A 3,213-nucleotide genomic window follows, 5' to 3' on the forward strand; every position below is an offset into this window, starting at 1 on the left:
GGTGCACCTTCGCTCTCGGGAGGATTCGGGTCAGTCGGACATGGCGACGAGGATGCGTCGCGGGCCGGTGAAGGGGCGCCGGCCGTGCCCGACCGCCACGTTGTCGATCACCATGAGGTCGCCCTGGTGCCAGTCGACGTCGACCGCCTCGGCCAGGCCGTTGTCGCGGATCTCGGTGATGTAGTCGGCCGGAATGGGGGTGCCGTCGGCGAACGTGACATTCTGCGGCAGCTCCTCCTCGGGCAGGATTTGGTAGAGCGCGGCGGCGGTGTCGTCGCCGAGGCCCGCGGCGTGCCACTGGTCGGCCTGGTTGAACCACACCTCCGTGCCGGTGACCGGGTGCCGCAGCGTCGCGCGGCGCAGCTGGATCACCCGCAGGCCGCCGTCGGGCCTCCACTCCCACTCGGCCCCGGAGCCGGCCAGGAATTCCTCGACGACCGCGCGGTCCTCGGTCTCGAACGTCTGCTGCCAGCTGCGGCCCAGCCCCAGGCCGTCGTGCAGGTTCTGGGTGTAGCGCACGCCGCCGGCGAACCGCTCGCGGATCTCCGGCCGCAGCGAGCCGAGCCAGCGGGTGCCGTCGACGATCGGGGTCGCGCCGCCGGTCTCCGGGGCGACCTGGCAGTAGAACAGCAGGCGCGACGGCCACTGACTGGCGTAAGACATCTCGTTGTGCATGGAGATGGTGAACTCCGCTGGGTACTCGGTCGAGGTGTAGACGTTCTGCCCGACCCTGGTGCGCGGCGAGTTGCCGTGCACGTACGCCAGCCGGTTGGGCAGCAACACGTCCATCACGTCGCCGAGCTCGTCCGGGGTGACGCCGAAGCCCCGGAACACCAGCGCCTTGGCGGTGGTCAGCTCGGCGGTGACATCGGCCTGGCCGAGGTACTTGAGCAGTCCGGCCGCGCTCGCCTCGAAGCCCCCGTGCGGGCTGATCTGACGCGGCCGCCAGTCCTGTGCGTCCATAATGGTGTTCACCCTCCGTCGGAACCCGGTCCAGTCTGGAAAGGGCATCTATATTCCTTCGGTATCTGGCCTATCGGCGGCCCCGCTTGCTCCCGGCCCGCCGCACGGCCGGTGTGAGCAGGGCTGCGACGGCCATGAGCGCCATCGCCCCGGCGGCATACCAGAACGTCGTTCCGGCGCCCAGCGCGGTCAGCAGGACACCGGCGAGCACCGCGCCCAGCGAGTTGGCCCCAGAGGAGAGCAGGGCGGCCGCACTGCTGACCCGGCCCTGCAGGTGGTCCGGCGTGATCTCGACCTGGTAGATGCCGGCGGCCACGTTGAGCACCGCCCCCGCACAGCTGGTGACGGCCAGCAGCACGCCGAGCAGTGCCACGTGGGTCGTCAGCGCCATCGAAGCCGTCGCCAGTGCCCACACCACGAACGTCGTCATGAGCACGCCGCCCGGGCTGAGCCGGCTGACCCCCGTGCGTATGGCCACAAGCGCGCCAACGACCCCGCCCGCGCCGGAGAGCAGGCCGATCAGGCCCAGCTCGGCCGGGGAGCCGCCGCCGTCACGGACGACCAGCACCAGGCCCAGGTTGATCACCTGGAACACCGCGTTGCTGCCGGCCACCAGCCCGATCGCGAAGCGCAGGAGCCGTTGCCGCCACAGCCAGCGCAGCCCTTCGCCGATCTCCGCCCCCAGCTTGCGGGTGGGCGCCGACCGGGCGGTGCCCAGTGGCCGGCGGATCAGCAGCAGGGTGGTGAGCGCGACGAGGTGGGCCACGAGGTTCGCCGCGAAGGGTGCCCAGCGCAGGGCCGCGAACAGGGCGCTGCCAGCGGGCTGGCCCAGCAGGCCCGCGGCCCGGGTGCGGGCCTCGTACCGGCCGAGCGCGGCCCCGAGCTGGCCGGTCTCGACGACGTGCCGCACGGCCGCCCGCTCGGCGATCCGGTAGAAGATGGCGGCGCACCCGCCGACGAACGCGACCGCCATGACGTGCGCCAGCCGCAGGCTGCCGAACAGCAGACTTACGGCGAGGCTGCCGACCGCCACCGCCCCGACCAGGTCGCTGAGGATCATCACCTTGCGGCGGTCGTGGCGGTCCACCAGCGCACCGGCGGGCAACTGCACCAGCAGCATGGGCAGCAGGCCGGCGAAGCCGACGAGACCGGCGGCGAGCGCCGAGCCGTCGTGCCAGACCATCAGCAGCGGGTACGCTGCCGTGCCCATCCGCATGCCGAGCGTGGACACCCCGGCCCCCACCCACAGCAGCCGGAAGTCACGGTTGCCCCGCAACGCCCCCTGGGGCTTCCGGTCCGGGACGAGGGCGGTCACGCCCCACTTCCGGTGGCGCGGCACCACTCCAGCGCCGCCATCGCACTGTGCAGCTTGAACTCGGCCTGAATGAACGCAATGCTCGCCGGGCCGTCGAGCACGTCAGCGGTTACCTCCTCGCCACGGTGGGCGGGGAGGTCGTGCATGAACAGCGCCTTCGGGCTGGTCTCCCACAGCCGCCCGGTCACCTGGAACGGTGCGAAGGTGGTGCGCCAGTCCGGGTCGGGCTTGGCGGTGCCGGTGGTCTGCCAGCGAGTGGTGTAGACGACGTCCAGCCCGCCAGGCAGGCCGGTCATGTCGTGACGCTCGTCGATCCGTGCCCCGGTCCGGGCGGCATGGGCCTGTGCCCGGGCCAGGACGTCGGCGGCGAGGCTGTAGCCGGGCGGGGTGCGCAGGACGAGCTCGGCGCCGGGAAACCGGGACAGGCCAGGGCGAGCGCGGCTGCGGTGTTGTTGCCCTCCCCCACGTACAGGATCCGCAGGCCGTTGACGCGGCCGAACCGGCTGCGCAGAGTGGCGAGGTCGGCCAGGGCCTGGGTCGGGTGCTCCTCCGCGCTCATCGCGTTGACCACCGACATCCGGTCCTGCGCCGCCCAGCCGCGCATCTCGGCGGTGGGCGCCGCAGTCCGGGCCACGAGCCCGTCGAGCATGCGGGCGAAGATCCGCCCGGTGTCCTCGGTGGACTCTCCCGTCGCCGTCTGTAGGTCGTCCGGCCCGTACGCGATGATGTGCGCGCCCAGTCGCAGGGCCCCGGACGAGAAGGCGGTCCGCGTCCGGGTGGACGTCTTGCGGAAGTAGACGCCGATCACCTGCCCGGCCAGCGGCCGCTCAGCCGCCAGGTCTCCGGTGGAGAACCGCACGGCGCGGTCCACCACCGTCCACAGGTCGTCGTCGGTGAGGTCGTCGGTGGAGATGAGGCTGCGAGCGGTCACGTCG

General features: G+C 72.2%; 2 protein-coding genes and 1 pseudogene. All 3 read right to left on the bottom strand.

Annotated features, from left to right (window positions below; translation table 11 throughout):
- Nucleotides 1–30: 30 nt before the first annotated feature.
- Nucleotides 31–975 (bottom strand): TauD/TfdA family dioxygenase, encoded by a 945-nt coding sequence (locus SALPAC3_RS0108855; protein ID WP_232430481.1) that lies wholly within the window; start codon nt 973–975, stop codon nt 31–33.
- Nucleotides 976–1,033: 58 nt separating this feature from the next.
- Nucleotides 1,034–2,278 carry an MFS transporter gene (locus tag SALPAC3_RS0108860; protein WP_018220884.1) on the bottom strand — a complete coding sequence of 415 codons (1,245 nt, stop codon included), beginning with the start codon at nt 2,276–2,278 and terminating at the stop codon, nt 1,034–1,036.
- Nucleotides 2,275–3,209, bottom strand: a pseudogene (locus tag SALPAC3_RS25565) (ornithine carbamoyltransferase). The gene SALPAC3_RS0108860 and the pseudogene SALPAC3_RS25565 overlap by 4 nt, the downstream one beginning before the upstream one ends.
- Nucleotides 3,210–3,213 lie beyond the last annotated feature (4 nt).

Origin of the sequence: Salinispora pacifica DSM 45544 (assembly GCF_000378845.1) — a bacterium.
In the GTDB taxonomy this organism is placed as follows: Bacteria; Actinomycetota; Actinomycetes; order Mycobacteriales; family Micromonosporaceae; genus Micromonospora; species Micromonospora pacifica.